The organism is Aeromicrobium sp. (assembly GCF_047606445.1).
Taxonomy (GTDB): Bacteria; Actinomycetota; Actinomycetes; order Propionibacteriales; family Nocardioidaceae; genus Aeromicrobium.
This window is the reverse complement of the sequence record NZ_JASGEK010000039.1, coordinates 11,925-25,237: the sequence shown is the minus strand read 5'-3', so window position 1 is coordinate 25,237 and position 13,313 is coordinate 11,925. Positions and strand designations below refer to the sequence as shown.

15 protein-coding genes are annotated in these 13,313 nt (G+C 70.7%); 7 read left to right on the top strand and 8 right to left on the bottom strand.

Going from position 1 to position 13,313, the window contains the following annotated elements:
- Positions 1–24 precede the first annotated feature (24 nt).
- Positions 25–702 (top strand): metal-dependent transcriptional regulator, encoded by a 678-nt coding sequence (locus QM621_RS08640; RefSeq protein WP_414989974.1) that lies wholly within the window; start codon positions 25–27, stop codon positions 700–702.
- Here QM621_RS08640 and QM621_RS08635 read toward each other — a convergent pair.
- From QM621_RS08635 to QM621_RS08620, 4 genes are all read right to left on the bottom strand, one after another.
- Entirely contained in the window at positions 692–1,537 is an 846-nt protein-coding gene (locus QM621_RS08635; protein ID WP_414989973.1) for a metal ABC transporter permease, read from the bottom strand. The genes QM621_RS08640 and QM621_RS08635 overlap by 11 nt on opposite strands.
- On the bottom strand, positions 1,531–2,232 hold the full coding sequence (locus QM621_RS08630; protein WP_414989972.1) for a metal ABC transporter ATP-binding protein: 702 nt from the start codon (positions 2,230–2,232) through the stop codon (positions 1,531–1,533). Before QM621_RS08630 ends, QM621_RS08635 begins: the two co-directional genes overlap by 7 nt.
- Entirely contained in the window at positions 2,229–3,149 is a 921-nt protein-coding gene (locus tag QM621_RS08625; RefSeq protein ID WP_414989971.1) for a metal ABC transporter substrate-binding protein, read from the bottom strand. The genes QM621_RS08630 and QM621_RS08625 overlap by 4 nt, the downstream gene beginning before the upstream one ends.
- A gap of 94 nt (positions 3,150–3,243) precedes the next feature.
- Positions 3,244–4,161, bottom strand: a complete 918-nt coding sequence (locus tag QM621_RS08620) for a sterol desaturase family protein (RefSeq protein WP_414989970.1) — start codon at positions 4,159–4,161, stop codon at positions 3,244–3,246.
- Between the two features lie 74 nt (positions 4,162–4,235).
- Here QM621_RS08620 and QM621_RS08615 point away from each other — a divergent pair, with 74 nt between their 5' ends.
- From QM621_RS08615 to QM621_RS08605, 3 genes are all read left to right on the top strand, one after another.
- Positions 4,236–4,865 carry a TetR/AcrR family transcriptional regulator gene (locus QM621_RS08615; protein ID WP_414989969.1) on the top strand — a complete coding sequence of 210 codons (630 nt, stop codon included), beginning with the start codon at positions 4,236–4,238 and terminating at the stop codon, positions 4,863–4,865.
- 10 nt (positions 4,866–4,875) lie between these two features.
- Positions 4,876–5,676, top strand: a complete 801-nt coding sequence (locus QM621_RS08610) for an SDR family NAD(P)-dependent oxidoreductase (RefSeq protein WP_414989968.1) — start codon at positions 4,876–4,878, stop codon at positions 5,674–5,676.
- Positions 5,677–5,798: 122 nt separating this feature from the next.
- Positions 5,799–7,097: an adenylate/guanylate cyclase domain-containing protein gene (locus QM621_RS08605; protein WP_414989967.1), complete on the top strand. Its 1,299-nt coding sequence runs from the start codon at positions 5,799–5,801 to the stop codon at positions 7,095–7,097.
- Here the strand turns inward: QM621_RS08605 and QM621_RS08600 are convergent.
- On the bottom strand, positions 7,086–7,757 hold the full coding sequence (locus tag QM621_RS08600; protein WP_414989966.1) for a TetR/AcrR family transcriptional regulator: 672 nt from the start codon (positions 7,755–7,757) through the stop codon (positions 7,086–7,088). The two genes, QM621_RS08605 and QM621_RS08600, sit on opposite strands and share 12 nt — an antisense overlap.
- Before the next feature lie 57 nt (positions 7,758–7,814).
- Here QM621_RS08600 and QM621_RS08595 point away from each other — a divergent pair, with 57 nt between their 5' ends.
- The 3 genes from QM621_RS08595 to QM621_RS08585 are packed head-to-tail and all read left to right on the top strand — an operon-like array spanning position 7,815 to position 10,503.
- Positions 7,815–8,810: an NAD(P)-dependent alcohol dehydrogenase gene (locus QM621_RS08595; protein WP_414989965.1), complete on the top strand. Its 996-nt coding sequence runs from the start codon at positions 7,815–7,817 to the stop codon at positions 8,808–8,810.
- Positions 8,807–9,379: a hypothetical protein gene (locus tag QM621_RS08590; protein WP_414989964.1), complete on the top strand. Its 573-nt coding sequence runs from the start codon at positions 8,807–8,809 to the stop codon at positions 9,377–9,379. Before QM621_RS08595 ends, QM621_RS08590 begins: the two co-directional genes overlap by 4 nt.
- 47 nt (positions 9,380–9,426) lie before the next feature.
- Entirely contained in the window at positions 9,427–10,503 is a 1,077-nt protein-coding gene (locus QM621_RS08585) for a Glu/Leu/Phe/Val dehydrogenase dimerization domain-containing protein (protein WP_414989963.1), read from the top strand.
- A gap of 3 nt (positions 10,504–10,506) precedes the next feature.
- Here the strand turns inward: QM621_RS08585 and QM621_RS08580 are convergent, their stop codons facing one another.
- From QM621_RS08580 to purF, 3 genes are all read right to left on the bottom strand, one after another.
- On the bottom strand, positions 10,507–10,689 hold the full coding sequence (locus QM621_RS08580) for a DUF3073 domain-containing protein (RefSeq protein ID WP_414989962.1): 183 nt from the start codon (positions 10,687–10,689) through the stop codon (positions 10,507–10,509).
- A gap of 84 nt (positions 10,690–10,773) precedes the next feature.
- Positions 10,774–11,829, bottom strand: coding sequence for a phosphoribosylformylglycinamidine cyclo-ligase (gene purM, locus QM621_RS08575; protein ID WP_414989961.1), 1,056 nt, complete (start codon positions 11,827–11,829; stop codon positions 10,774–10,776).
- The gene (purF, locus tag QM621_RS08570) at positions 11,826–13,313 is read right to left on the bottom strand and encodes an amidophosphoribosyltransferase (RefSeq protein ID WP_414989960.1); all 1,488 of its coding nucleotides are present in this window, start codon (positions 13,311–13,313) and stop codon (positions 11,826–11,828) included. The genes purM and purF overlap by 4 nt, the downstream gene beginning before the upstream one ends.

Genomic DNA, 13,313 nt, shown 5'->3' with positions numbered 1-13,313 from the left:
GCGCCACCCGATAGATTGGCGGGCATGGGGTTGGCGGAATTGTCGGCGAACGCCCAGAACTATCTGAAGGCGGTCTGGGGGCTGGCGGAGTGGTCGGACGAGCCGGTCACGGCCAGCGACATCGCGGCCAAGACCGGCATGAAGACCTCGACCGTCTCCGGGGCGGTCGCCAAGCTCGCCGACCAAGGCCTGCTGGAACACGCCCGCTACGGCGCGGTCTCGCTCACCCCCGAGGGCGAGCGGTACGCGGTGGCGATGGTGCGGCGGCACCGGCTCATCGAGACCTTCCTCGTGCAGGTGCTCGACTACCGCTGGGACCAAGTCCACGACGAGGCCGACCGGCTGGAGCACGTCGTCTCCGACCTCATGGTCGAGCGCATGGCCGAACGGCTCGGACACCCGACCCGCGACCCGCACGGCGACCCCATCCCGGACGCCTCCGGCGCGGTCGTCCGGCCCGACGCCGCGCAACTCCTCACCGTCGCCCCCGGCTCACGGGTCCGCGTCGAGCGGATCAGCGACGACGACCCGAGCATGTTGCAGCACTTCGCCGACCACGGCCTCGACATCGGCGTCACCGCGACCGTCGAGGAGCCCGCGCCCTATGCCGACGCCCTGTCGCTGCGGATCGACGGCCGCGACGCCCCGCTCCCCCTCGGCCAGGCGGCCAGCGCCGCCGTCTGGGTCTCGCTCATCGACTGACCGCGCGCGCCACCAGATGCTTGCGCGGCGCGACAGCCACGACGACGAAGAACACGACGCCCTGCGCCAGCACGATCGTCGCGCCCGGGGCGGTGTCGGCGTAGAAACTGACGTACAGCCCGACCACCGTGGAGACCACCGCGAAGGTCGGCGCGATCACCAGCATGCGGCCGAAGCGGTCGGTCAGCAGCCGGGCCAGCGCGCCGGGGATCACCAGCATCGCCACGACCAAGACCACGCCGACCACCTGCAGGGCGACCACCGCGGTCAGCGCCAGCAGCACCAGCAGCAGCGTGCTCAGCCGCTTCGGCCGCAGGTCGAGCGCCTGCGCGTGCGCCGGGTCGAAGGCGAACAGCGTCAGATCCCGACGCCGCAGCACAAGCACCGCCAGCACGACCGCGCCGATCGCCGCGACCTGCGCCAGGTCGGCCCGCGAGGTGCCGAGCAGGTGCCCGAAGACGATCTGGTGCAGGTCGGTCTGGCTCGGCGTCACCGAGATCAGCACCAGTCCCAACGCGAACAACGTCGTGAAGACCACGCCGATAGCCGTGTCGTCGCGGATCCGCCCGCTGCCGCGCACCACCGAGATGAGCCCGACGGCGGCGAAGGCGAACACGACCGCGCCAGCTGAGAACGGCAGGCCGAGCATGGCCGCCAGCGCGACCCCCGGCAGCACGGAGTGGGACACCGCGTCGCCCATGAGCGACCAGCCGATCAGCACCAGCCAGCACGACAGCGTCGCGCACACGACCGCCGCCACGACGCTCGCCGCGAGGGCGCGCAGCATGAACTCGTACTGCAACGGCTCGGCCAACAACTCCGCGATCGTCACCATGCCTCCGCGAGATGCTCGGGCCGCACGACCACGGCAGGGTCGTCGTGGACGATGACGCGCCGCATCAACAGCACCGCCTCGTCGGCCAAGCGCGGCAACAACTCCAGATCATGGGTGGCGACGAAGACCGTGCCGCCGTCGGCCGCCAACTCGCGCAGCACCAGCCGCATCGTCTCCTGGGAGCTCTGGTCGACCCCGGCGAAGGGCTCGTCGAGCAGCAGCACCCGCGCCTCCTGGGCGAGCCCCCGCGCGACGAAGGCCCGCTTGCGCTGACCGCCGGACAACCGTCCGATCTGCCGGTCGGCGAGGTCGGCCAATCCCACCCGCTCCAACGCCTCGTCGACCACCGCCCGGTCGGCGCGGCGCGGCCGACGCGTCCAGCCCGTGCGGCGGTAGCGGCCCATCGTCACGACGTCGCGCACGCTCACCGGGAAGGTCCAGTCGACGTCCTCGGCCTGCGGCACATGCCCGACGACCCCCGCCCGCCGCGCCTGCGCCGGGCTCAGGCCGGCGATCCGCACGTCGCCCGTGTCCGGCGCGACGACGCCCATGATCGCCTTGAACAGCGTCGACTTGCCCGCGCCGTTCATACCGATCAGCCCGCACACACAACCCGATTGAATCGACAGATCGACGCCGTCGAGCGCCGTCACCTCGCCGTACCGGACGGTCAGACCTGTCACCTCGATACTCATGCCGCGCCTCCGGTCAGGCCCGTCACGATGGTGTCGACGTCGTGTCGCAGCAGGTCGAGATAGGTCGGAACCGGGCCGTCGGGCTTCGACAGCGAGTCGACGTAGAGCGTGCCGCCGAAGACCGCGTCGGTCGCGGCGACCACCTCCCGCATCGCGTCGTCGGAGACGGTCGACTCGCAGAACACCGCCGGGACGGACCGCTCCCGGACGAACTCGATGGCGTCGGCGATCTGCTGGCCGGTGGCCTGGCGCTCGGAGTTGACCGGCCAGATGTAGAACTCTTCCAGCCCGGCGTCGCGGGCGAGATAGGAGAAAGCCCCCTCGCAGGTGACCAGGGCGCGTTGGCTCTCCGGCACGGTCGCGACAGCGGCGAGCAGGTCGTCGTGGACCGCCTGGATCTCGGTTTTGTAGGACTCGGCGTTGGCCGCGTAGTCGTCGGCGTGCTCTGAGTCGAGCTCGGCGAACGCCTCGGCGATCACGTCGACGTAGCCCATCGCGTCGAGCGGGCTCATCCAGGCGTGCGGGTTGGGCGGCGCGTCGGCGGCGGGCTCGGTCCCGGCGCGGGCGGCGATGGGGATCGGCCGGGCGTCTCGACTCACCACGACGTGGTCGGCCTCGGCGTCGGCGACGAACTGCGCGAACCACGCCTCCAGATTGAGTCCGTTGTCGAGGATCAGATCGGCCTTCGCCGCGTCGACCACGTCGCTGGCGGTCGGCTCGTAGCCGTGGATCTCCGCGCCGGGGTCGGTGATGGAGACGACCCGAAGGTGGTCGCCGGCGACCGCGCGGGCGATGTCGGCGGTGACGGTGAAGGTGGTCAGCACGACCGGGCGGTCGTCATCGTCGCCGACGGGAAGCGCGCAGGCGGCGGTCGCCATCAGGGCGACCGCCGCGAGCACACGCCAGACCAAGTTCATCGAGGCCTCCGTGATTCAAAGTTCGATGCCTCAAACTTTTATCACACAGGGTCGACCCTTCGAGGCTCGTTCCTCGCACCTCAGGGATCGAAAGTCAGCCGACCAAGTCCTTCTCCGCAGCGGCCGGGTCGGCGGGCTTCCAGCCGGGAGGGCCGAAGATGTAGCCCATCTTGTCGCGCAGGCTCCGCGCGCCCTTCACGTCGCGGGCGATGTCGCCGTAGTGCCCGTACTGGAGCTTGAGCAGGTTGTAGGTGTCGACCTTCTTCGTCAGGCCATAGGTCGGACGCTGCCTCTCCTCGGTGAAGGTGCCGAACAGGCGGTCCCAGATGATGAATATGCCCGCGTAGTTCGTGTCGAGGTACTCCGGGTCCGAGCCGTGGTGGACGCGGTGGTGCGAGGGCGTGTTGAAGACGAACTCGATCGGCCGGGGCAGCTTGTCGACCAGTTCGGTGTGGACGAAGAACTGGTAGACGAGGTTGAGGCTGAAGGCGACGTAGATCGTCCACGGCTCGAAGCCCAGCAGCGGGAAGGGCAGCCAGAAGAAGAACTCGAACCAGGGGTTCCACTTCTGCCGCAGCGCCGTGCCGAAGTTCATGTACTCGCTGGAGTGGTGCGCCTGATGGCCGGCCCAGGCGATGCGCACCCGGTGGCTGAAACGGTGGTGCCAGTAGTAGCTGAAGTCGATGCCGAGCATCAGCAGCACCCAGTACCACCAGGCGTCGACGGGCAGGTCGAAGATCGCGAAGTTCGCGAAGACCACGACGAACGCCAGGAAGGTGACGACCTTGAAGGCCGTCAGGAAGAACACCGAGACCAGGCCCATCGAGATGGACGCCCGGGCGTCCTTGAGGGCGTAACCGGTCGGGTTGGGGGCACCTCCCGCTCGCGAAGCGAGTGGGGGAGCGTCGTGGTCGAGCCACTTGAGCGCGGCGAGCTCGATCAGGATGAACAACAGGAAGAACGGCACCGCGAAGGTGAACGGGTTCTTCATGGGGTCGAGCAGTTCGTCCATGGAATCTCCACTTCGGCTTGATATGACTTTTAAGTAAGTTACCATATAGTCAATTGATCCGCTAGGCTGTCGCCGTGACTCGTAGCAACGCTGGCACCAAGGGTGTCCCACGCGCGGAGCGTTCGCAGCAGATTCTCGAGATTTCTTCCCTCGCCTTCGGCTCCGACGGCTTCGCCGCGACCAACCTCGCCGACGTCGCGCGCTCCGCGGGCATCTCCAAGCCGTTGATCTACCACCACTTCGGCTCCAAGGAGGGCCTCTACATCGCCTGCCTCGACCAGGCCGGGGAGCTCCTGGCCGACGCGATGGAGCGCGTCGCGCGCGGCGACGTCGTCGGCGTGGAGCGCGGCCTGCGCACCCTCGACGCGATGTTCGCGATCCTGGAGGACCAGCGCCACCTCTGGCGGCTGCTGCACGACCGCACCGCGCCGGAGACCGACCCCGTCGCGAGCGTCGTGCGACGTCACGCCGACCGCATCGACGCCCTCGCCCACGAGGGCGTCAGCGAACTGCTGGTCCTCGCGGGCAACACCGACCCCGTCGACGCCTCCGCGCTGACAGCCATGTGGATCGGCCTCGTCGACGCGCTGATGGACTGGTGGGTCGCCCACCCCGAGGCCACCGCCCCCGAGATGTCGGAGCGGCTCGGCCGCGTCATGGGCGCGCTGCTCACCGACGTCTCCCGGCTCGGCGCGACGGGATAGAAAGGGGCGCATGAGCGCACGCGTCGTCGTCGTCACCGGATCGTCCAGCGGCATCGGCGCCGAGGCCGCCGTGCAGCTCGGCGCGAAGGGCTGGACCGTCTGCCTGCTGGCCCGTCGCGCCGACGAGTTGGAACAGGTCGCCGAACGCGTGCGCGCGGCCGGGGGCGAGGCGTCGGCCTACCCGGTCGACCTCACCGACGACGCCCAGACACAGGCGACGGTCGAGGCGATCCTCGCCGACCACGGCCACGTCGACGTGCTGGTCAACAACGCCGGGCGCTCCATCCGCCGTTCCATCCGCGACTCGCTCGACCGCCTGCACGACCACGAGCGGGTCATGGCGGTCAACTACCTCGGCGCGATCCGGCTCACCCACGCGCTGCTGCCGTCCATGATCGAGCGCGGGCGCGGCCACGTCGTGTTCAGCTCGACCATGTCGACGCAGGTGCCGATCCCGCTGTTCAGCGCCTATCTGGCCAGCAAGAGCGCGCTGGAGTCCTACGCCCGCTCGCTGCTGGCCGAGGAGGGGCACCGCGGCATCACCACGACGATCGTCTACTTCCCGATGGTCCGCACGCCGATGTCGGGCGCGACGTCGATCTACGCGGCCATGCCGATGATGACCGCCGAGAAGGCCGGCGGCTGGCTGGTCAAGGCCGTCGTCGACCGGCCGACCCGGGTCACCAGCCTCGGCGGCGCGGCCGGCCAGGCGGGCATGTCGGTGCTGCCCGGCGTCCTGACGAAGGTCATCACCCCGCAGATCCGCCGCATGGACAAGAGCCTCGCCCGCAAGAAGTCCCGCCCCGAATAGCTCACCCGAGTCCCAGATTTGCTGGCTTATCCACCGTTTCCCACCGCGAGAACGGTGGATAAGCCAGCAGATCTGGTGATAAGGCGACCATGGGCGGGCGGGGGTCGCTTAGGCTCGACCCCATGCGGCAGTGGACCGGATCGTTGGCGCGGGCGATGGAGCAGCCGCGCATGGCGAAGGCCGCCTCGATCCTGCGGCTCGTGGCGGTCGTGCAGGCGACGGCGGCGGCGGTGAGCGTTCTGCTCGTCGGCGAGTCCGGGCAATACGAGATGTCGCTCTTCGCGCCGATGATGCTCGCCGGGACCGTCGCGGTCGCGTCGATCACGGTCGTCACGCACCTGCTCGCCCGCCGCGACCCGGAGGGCCTGACGGTCGCCTCCCGCGTGGCGTTGGGCGTCGTCGCGGTCGTCTTCGGCCTGTTCGGCACGTCCATGTCGTTCCTGCAGGGCTTCTGGAACTCGCCGTTCGTCCTGCTCTGCGCGGTCACCACCCTCATCATCGGCGTGGCCGTCGGCCGGAAGTACGGCTGGATCGCGCTCGCCACCGGCGCCGGCTCCATCGTCCTCGCCGAGTCGCTGCGCCTCGCCGGCGCGCTCGACTACGCCCCCGTGCTGCTCAACCGCTCCGTCGACGGCTCCGGCGACCTCCTGCGCGTGCTCGGCGCCGCCTTCCCGCTCGCCGCCTTCACCGCGCTCGCGGTCGGCCTGTGCTTCTGCATCCTGCGCAGCAACGAGGAGCACCAGGCCTCGCTGGCCGACGCGCACGAGCTGATCCGGCACTACGTCCCCTCGCAGGTCGCCGACGCCGTCCTCGCCCACGGCGCCGAGAGCACCCGCATGGAGCGACGCAAGCTGACGGTCTTCTTCTCCGACATCGTCGGCTTCACCGAGACGACCGAGCGCATGGAGCCCGAGGAGCTCACCGTCGTCCTCGACGAGTACTTCTCCGAGATGGCGCGGATCGCCGAGGCCTACGACGGCACCATCGACGAGCTGATCGGCGACGCGGTGCTGATCTTCTTCGGCGCGCCCACGGCCACCAGCGACCGCGACCACGCCCTGCGCGCGGTCCGCATGGCCGCCGAGATGCAGCGCGCGGTCCTCGGGCTCAACGACCGCTGGGCGCGCGCCGGGATCGACGTCGCCTTCCAGGTGCGCGTCGGGATCAACACCGGCGTCGTGGCGGTGGGCAACGTCGGCACGGGGCAGCGTCGCAAGTACGCGGCCCTCGGTCGCGGGGTCAACCTCGCCGCCCGCATCCAGTCGCACTGCCCGCCCGACGAGATCCTGCTGAGCCGGGCCACCTGGCTGCTCGTGCGTGACGAGGTCGAGTGCCGCAGCTACGGCGAGCGCGAGTTCAAGGGCGTCACCCGCCCCGTCGAGCTCTACGCGGTCGGACCTCAGGTCGCCTCACCCTCCTGACCCCGCCCGGTCCCGTTCGATCGCGTCGAGGATCAGCTCCAAGCCGTGGTCGAACTCGTCGGCGAAGTCGTAGCCGGGTCGCATGACGTGGTCGACGGCCATCTCGGTGAGATAGGGATAGGCGGCGCTGTCCAACTCCTCGGCCAAGGTCTCCACCTCCTCGGCGAACTCCTGGGGCGAACGGGAGGACAGCGTGACCTCTTGGATCACGAAGCCGTAGACGTAGCTGTCGAGCAGGGCGAAGGCGTGGGCCGCCTCGGCGACGTCGAAGCCGTCGCGCCGCAGGGTTCCGATGACGGCGTCGTGATGACGCAACGAGGCAGGTCGCGTCGACACGGCGCGGCTCTCCAACACCGCGATCGACCACCCGTGGCGACGCAGCACGACGCGCACCGACGAGGTGCGGCGGCGCAGCTGCTCGCGCCACGGACGGCCCGGCTCGGGCAGATCCATCTCGGCGAACACCTGGTCGATCACCGCGTCGAGGATGGCCTCCTTGGAGGCGATGTGGTGGTAGATCGCCATGGGCTTGACCCCGAGGCGCGCCGCGAGCGCCCGCATCGTCAACGCCGACAGCCCCTCGGCGTCGGCCAGCGCCATCGCCTCGGCCACGACCCGGTCGCGGGTCAGAGATCCTCGCGGGGCTCGAGCGGTTGACACAACACTCACCGTATCACTACCGTACTTAGTACATTACTAAGTACGGTAAGGATTCCGATGACTTCCACACCCCGCGACCGCGCCATCGTCCAAGACGCCTACGGCGGTCCCGAGACCTGGCGGCTGGCCGACGTCGAACGACGCGATCCCGGCCGTGGCCAGGCGCGCGTCCGGGTCGACGCGGCGGCCGTCGACCACGGCACCTGGCATCTGATGACCGGCACGCCGCTGATGGCGCGCCCGGCCTTCGGCGTCCGTCGGCCGCGCGTCCCCACCCCGGGGCGCGACCTGACGGGCGTCGTCGAGGCGGTCGGCCCCGACGTCACCGACCTCGCCGTCGGCGACACGGTCGTCGGGATGACGGCGGGCACGCTCGCCGAGACGGTCGTCGCCGACACCACCCGGCTCGTCCGCGCCCCCGAACGGCTGTCCCCGACGCAGCGAGCCGCCCTGCCGATCTCCGGCCTGACCGCGATCCAGGCGGTCGAGGCGGCGCGGGTGGAGGCCGGGCAGCGAGTGCTCGTCATCGGCGCCTCCGGCGGCGTCGGGCACTACCTCGTGCAGCTCGCCGCCCATCGCGGCGCCGAGGTCACCGCCGTGTGCAGTGCGAGCAAGGCTGAAGCCGTCCGCTCCTGGGGCGCGGCCCATGTTCTCGACCGACGCTCCGAGGATCCCGCCGACCTGCCCCACCGCTTCGACGCGGTCTTCGATCTCGCCGGCGGACGGACGCTGCGCCAGCGCCGCCGCCTCGCCACTCCGCGCGGCACGATCGTGTTCATCGGCGACAACACCGGCGGGCGGGTCACCGGCGGCTACTTCCGCCCGATGGGCCACGCCCTCGTCATGCTCGCGTCCCGCCAGCGCTACGTCATGCTGGCCTCACGGGAGTCCGGAGACATCCTGCGCCGGCTCGTCGCGCTCGTCGACGAGGGAACGGTCACCCCGCACGTCCACGCCAGCTACCCGCTCGCCGAGGCCGCCGACGCGATGCGCCTGCTGGAGTCCGGCGAGGTCGTCGGCAAGGTCGCGATCACCATGAGGAGGGAGGTGTGAGCGACGCCGCCGGGACGCGCGGCGCGGCGGTCGCCGCAGGCGTCAGCCTCATCGTCATGGCGCTCATCAGCCCCGTCGGCCTGCTCGTCGCCCTGCCCGCCGGGCACACCGAGGTCGCGGCGCTGGTCGCGATGACCGTCGCCGTCCTCGACATCGTGGTCGGCGTGGCCGCAGGCGTCGTGCTGGCCCCCGCCGGAGCACTGCTGGCGCGGACCGCCGCCGCGACGAGGATCGCCTACGGGGCGCTGCTGGCGATGGCGACCACCGAACTCGTCGACCCCGCCGACGCCGATCGGTTCACCCGCGCCTGGGACGCCGCGTTATTCGTCTTCGCGGTCCATCTGCTCGTCGTCGCGGCGGCGCTGGGACGCATGACCGGCGTCCACTGGATCGTCCCGGCCGCCGTCGCCCTCGCCGGCGTCGGCTATCTCGTCGACGCGACCGCGACGCTCGCCGACGTCGACCTCCCGGTCTCCGCAGGAGCCCTCTTGTTCTGGGGCGAGCTCGTGCTGATCTGGTGGCTGCTCGCCCGCGCCGGACGCCCCTCGGGTGGCGCCGACCGGGGCTAGCATCGGCTCAGGGCCGCCGCCGCGCGGCCGAATCGACGGGAGTCCCTATGTCGCTGGAGATCTTCACCCACCCCCACGAGCAGGTCGTCTTCTGCCACGACCCCGGCAGCGGGCTCCGCGCGATCATCGCCCTCCACTCCACGGCGCTCGGCCCCGGGCTCGGCGGCACCCGCTTCCACCCCTACGCCAGCGAGGCCGAGGCGCTGGCCGACGTGCTGGCGCTGAGCCAGGGCATGGCCTACAAGAACGCGCTCGCCGGACTCGACCTCGGCGGCGGCAAAGCGGTCGTCATCGGCGATCCGAAGGCCGACAAGTCCGAGGCGCTGCTGCGGGCCTTCGGACGTTTCGTCGAGTCGCTGAACGGCCGCTACCTCACCGCCTGCGACGTCGGCACGTTCAGCGCCGACATGGACGTCGTGGCCCGCGAGACCTCCTATGTCACCGGCCGCACGGTCGCGAACGGCGGCGCGGGCGACTCCTCGGTGCTCACCGCGTTCGGCGTCTACCAGGGAATGCGGGCCAGCGCCCAGCACCTCTGGGGCGACCCGTCGCTCGCCGGCAAGACCGTCGGCGTCAGCGGGGTCGGCAAAGTCGGTCGACGGCTCGTGCCGCATCTGGTCGCCGAAGACGCGCGGGTGATCGTCACCGACGTCGACCCCGACGCGGTCGCCGTCGTCGTCGACGCCCACCCGGAGGTCCGCGCCGTCCGTTCGACCGACGCCCTGGCCGCCGAGAACCTCGACGTGTTCTCGCCGAACGCGATGGGACAAGCCCTCAGCGACGAGGTCGTCCGCGCCCTGTCAGCGCAGATCGTCTGCGGCGGAGCCAACAACCAGCTCGCCCACGACGGCACGGCGAAACTGCTCGCCGAACGCGGCGTCGTCTACGCCCCGGACTACTGCGTCAACGCCGGAGGCGTCATCCAGGTCGCCGACGAGCTGCACCCGCGGGGCTTCTCCTTCGACCGTGCGAAGGAGCGTGCCGCCGGGATCTTCGACACCACGCTCGCGGTGCTCGACCTCGCGGTCCGCGACGGCGTCACCACCGCCGAGGCCGCCGACCGTCAGGCCGAACGACGCATGCGCGACGTCAGCCGTCTGCGGACGATCACCCTGCCGATCTGACGCTCAACTGGCGTCGCGTCGACTCTCGTACTGAGCTGCCAGGTCGGCGTACTGGTCGGGGATCTCATCACCCGGTTCGTCGCCATGGAGTTCTTGTTGCAGACTCCCGAAGTCCGGATCAAAGGTCCGGTACTTGAGGTTGCGGGCAACCTTGGTCTGCTTCGCTTTAGCACGGCCGCGCCCCATGGGACGACCCCCTCGCACAGTGATGGTCAGTAATCGTGCGGTCCACCCTACCCAACGAGGTCCAGCGCCGGGCGCCGGGTCGGCTCAGGCGTGCTCGCCCTCCACCGTCACCGAACCGCCCGCGCCGTGGACGCCCGCGGCGGCCACCTCGCCGGCGATCCACGCGTCGACGCCCTGGTCGGCGAGCCGTCGCACCGCCGCGTCGGCGGACTCCGGCTCGACCAGCGCGACCATGCCGACGCCGACGTTCAGCGCCTGCTCCAGCGCGCTCCGCTCGACCCCGCCCAGCTCGGCGACGAGGCCGAAGACCGGGTCGGGCGTCCAGGTGGAGCGGTCGATCCGCACCGAGACCGACTCCGGCACGACGCGCTCCAGGTTCGCCGCGAGGCCGCCGCCGGTGACGTGCGACATCGCGTGCGTGCCGCCCGCGCGGGCCAGCGCCAGGCACGGCAGCGTGTAGAGCTTGGTCGGGGTCAGCAGCGCCTCGCCGAGGGTCGTGCCGAGCTCGGGGACGTCGCGGTCGAGCGACCATCCGGCGATCTCGAAGAAGACGTGGCGGGCCAGCGAGTAGCCGTTGGAGTGCAGACCCGACGAGGCCATCGCGACCACGACGTCGCCAGGACGCACGAGGTCGGCGCCGAGCAGCGCGTCGGCCTCGACGACCCCTGTGGTCGAGCCGGCGATGTCGTACTCGTCGGGGTCGAGCAGCCCCGGGTGCTCGGCGGTCTCGCCGCCCAGCAGCGCCGTGCCCGCCTCGGCGCACGCCTGCGCGACGCCCTTGACGATCTCGGCGATCCGCTCCGGCACCACCTTGCCGGTCGCGATGTAGTCGGTCATGAACAGCGGCTCGGCGCCGCAGACCACGAGGTCGTCGACGAGCATGCCGACGAGGTCGAAGCCGATGCTGTCGTGCTTGTCCAGGCGCTGCGCGATCTGGACCTTCGTGCCGACGCCGTCGGCCGAGGTGGCCAGCAGCGGGCGGCGGTAGTCCTTGAGCGCGGTGGCGTCGAACAGCCCGGCGAAGCCGCCGATGCCCCCGACGACCTCGGGACGGCGGGCCTTCTCGACCCACTGCTTCATCAACTCGACGGCGCGGTCGCCTTCGGCCACGGACACGCCGGCGGCGGCGTAATCGGTCACGAGATCACCTTCAGGGGGGTGGTGTCGAGCGGCAGCTCCAGCAAGTGCTTGCCGATCAGGTCGTCTTCGGGCAGCGGCACCGGGTAGATGCCGTCGAAGCAGGCCCGGCACAGGTTGTCCTTCGGCACCTGGGTCGCCTCGACGAGGTCGTCGAGCTCGACGTAGGACAGCGAGTCGGCGCCGATGGAGCGGCAGATCTCGTCGACGCTGATCCCGTTGGCGATCAGCTCGGCGCGCGAGGCGAAGTCGATGCCGTAGAAGCAGGGCCACTTGACCGGCGGGCTGGAGATGCGCACGTGCACCTCCGCCGCGCCGAACTCGCGCAGCATGCGCACGAGGGCGCGCTGGGTGTTGCCGCGCACGATCGAGTCGTCGACGACCACGAGCCGCTTGCCGGCGATCACGTCGCGCAGCGGGTTCAGCTTGAGCCGGATGCCGAGCTGACGGATGGTCTGCGACGGCTGGATGAAGGTGCGCCCGACGTAGGAGTTCTTGACGAGGCCGTGGCCGAAGGGGATGCCGGACTCCTCGGCGTAGCCGATGGCGGCGGGCGTGCCGGACTCCGGGACGGGGATGACGAGGTCGGCCTCGACCGGCGCGGTGCGGGCGAGCTTGCGGCCGATGGTCTCGCGCACGGTGAAGACGCGGCGGTCGTTGATGGTCGTGTCGGGGCGGGCGAGGTAGACGTACTCGAAGACGCAGCCCTTCGGCGCGGGCTCGGCGAACCGCTCGCTGCGCAGGCCGTCCTCGTCGACGGCGACGAACTCGCCCGGCTCGATCTCACGGATGTAGGACGCGCCGACGATGTCGAGGGCGGCGGTCTCGCTGGCGACCACCCAGCCCCGTTCGAGGCGGCCGAGCACCAGCGGGCGGATGCCCTGGGGGTCGCGGGCGGCGTAGAGGGTGTGCTCGTCCATGAAGACCAGGCTGAACGCGCCGCGCACCTTCGGCAGCACCTCCAGCGCCGCCTCCTCGATGGAGCGGTCCTCGTAGGAGGCGAGCAGGCTGGCCATCGCGGCCGTGTCGCTGGTGGCCGACTCGCGGCTGCGGCGGCCGTCGCCCTCGCGCTCGGCGAGCAGCTCGACCAGCTCGTGGGTGTTGGTGAGGTTGCCGTTGTGGCCGAGCGCGACCGAGCCGGAGGCGGTGGGCCGGAAGGTCGGCTGGGCGTTCCGCCAGACGCTCGACCCGGTGGTCGAGTAGCGGGCGTGGCCGATGGCGATCTCGCCTTGCAGCGACTCCAGCGTCGACTCGTCGAAGACCTGGCTGACCAGGCCCATGTCCTTGTAGACGAGGATCTGGCGGCCGTTGCCCACCGCGATGCCGGCCGACTCCTGGCCCCGGTGTTGCAGGGCGTAGAGGCCGAAGTAGGTGAGCTTGGCGACCTCCTCGCCGGGGGCCCACACCCCGAAGACGCCACAGGCGTCCTGGGGTCCGCGTTCACTGGGATCGATGTCGTGGGTCAGAAGACCGTCGCCGCGCGCCAC

Bases quoted from the DNA above. Each gene is read 5' to 3' on its own strand.
- QM621_RS08640 (WP_414989974.1), top strand. From the start codon at position 25: ATGGGGTTGGCGGAATTGTCGGCGAACGCCCAGAACTATCTGAAGGCG.
- QM621_RS08635 (WP_414989973.1), bottom strand. From the start codon at position 1,537: ATGGTGACGATCGCGGAGTTGTTGGCCGAGCCGTTGCAGTACGAGTTC.
- QM621_RS08630 (WP_414989972.1), bottom strand. From the start codon at position 2,232: ATGAGTATCGAGGTGACAGGTCTGACCGTCCGGTACGGCGAGGTGACG.
- QM621_RS08625 (WP_414989971.1), bottom strand. From the start codon at position 3,149: ATGAACTTGGTCTGGCGTGTGCTCGCGGCGGTCGCCCTGATGGCGACC.
- QM621_RS08620 (WP_414989970.1), bottom strand. From the start codon at position 4,161: ATGGACGAACTGCTCGACCCCATGAAGAACCCGTTCACCTTCGCGGTG.
- QM621_RS08610 (WP_414989968.1), top strand. From the start codon at position 4,876: ATGAGCGCACGCGTCGTCGTCGTCACCGGATCGTCCAGCGGCATCGGC.
- QM621_RS08605 (WP_414989967.1), top strand. From the start codon at position 5,799: ATGCGGCAGTGGACCGGATCGTTGGCGCGGGCGATGGAGCAGCCGCGC.
- QM621_RS08595 (WP_414989965.1), top strand. From the start codon at position 7,815: ATGACTTCCACACCCCGCGACCGCGCCATCGTCCAAGACGCCTACGGC.
- QM621_RS08585 (WP_414989963.1), top strand. From the start codon at position 9,427: ATGTCGCTGGAGATCTTCACCCACCCCCACGAGCAGGTCGTCTTCTGC.
- QM621_RS08580 (WP_414989962.1), bottom strand. From the start codon at position 10,689: ATGGGGCGCGGCCGTGCTAAAGCGAAGCAGACCAAGGTTGCCCGCAAC.